Source organism: Neisseria sp. HMSC067H09 (genome assembly GCF_001814135.1).
Classification (GTDB): Bacteria; Pseudomonadota; Gammaproteobacteria; order Burkholderiales; family Neisseriaceae; genus Neisseria.
Genome location: NZ_KV814882.1, coordinates 1 through 941, shown reverse-complemented (window position 1 = coordinate 941; position 941 = coordinate 1). Strand labels below are relative to the sequence as shown.

Below are 941 nucleotides of genomic sequence, written 5' to 3'. Positions count from 1 at the left end.
GCCTAGATTTTTCTGTTGGCCAAGTCTGAAACACCCGTATAAGCAAGTAAAACCCGCCGCCAACAAATGCAACAATTGGTTACACATTTTTTGCTCTTAATTCCTAACCTATTGTTTTGAAATGATTACTTCCATACGGTCGACAAATTGTTTTTTTCAACGTAGAATGCCGTGTAAGAAATACAAATGGTCGAAACGATGAATACAAAACCTGTTTTAGTAGATTTATTTTGCGGATGCGGCGGCTTCGGTTTAGGAGCCGAACTTGCGGGATTTCACACTATTGCGGCTATCGATATAGATCCCACTCTCCAATCCGCCTATAAAAATAATTTTCCTCATACAAAAGTACTGAATAAAGATTTGTCCTTGTTGGACGAAAATGGCTGGCGCCATATTTTAGGGCGGCAAAAAATCGACGGTGTGATAGGGGGGCCGCCTTGCCAAGGATATTCGAGAATGGGGATTGGTGATGTTAATGATCCGAGAAGAAAACTGCTGGAAGATTTTTTCAGGCACGTCAATATACTAGACCCGAAATTTTTCGTAATGGAGAATGTCGAGGGTCTGATCGACAAACGCAATTTACCACAACTGAATAACGCACTTTCCATCGTAAATAAAAAGTACACATTAATTGGTCCCCTCATTGTCGATGCTTCTGACTGCGGCGCTCCTACAAAACGCAGGCGGGTGATTATTGTGGGCTACGATAAAGCACACTTTGATTCCTTATCTGAAAGCCATTTCAGATTTACTTTACCTAAAGTCAATGTTGCCGATGCCATTAAAGACCTTCCGGCACCTATTCCCCATTCTGATTCGGGTTATGATTGGGGGTTTTCTGCCTACCCTGAAGCTTCTGAACTGTCTGAATATGCGCAGCAAATGAGAAAACCCGCTCCAAAAGGATTAGGGTTGTCAGATGCAATAAAAAAACA

The 941-nt window shown here is 42.0% G+C and carries 1 protein-coding gene; it reads left to right on the top strand.

Going from position 1 to position 941, the window contains the following annotated elements; genetic code table 11:
• Window positions 1-186 precede the first annotated feature (186 nt).
• Window positions 187-941: DNA cytosine methyltransferase (locus tag HMPREF2954_RS03485; RefSeq protein ID WP_321178153.1), on the top strand; the 755-nt coding region annotated here is incomplete at its 3' end.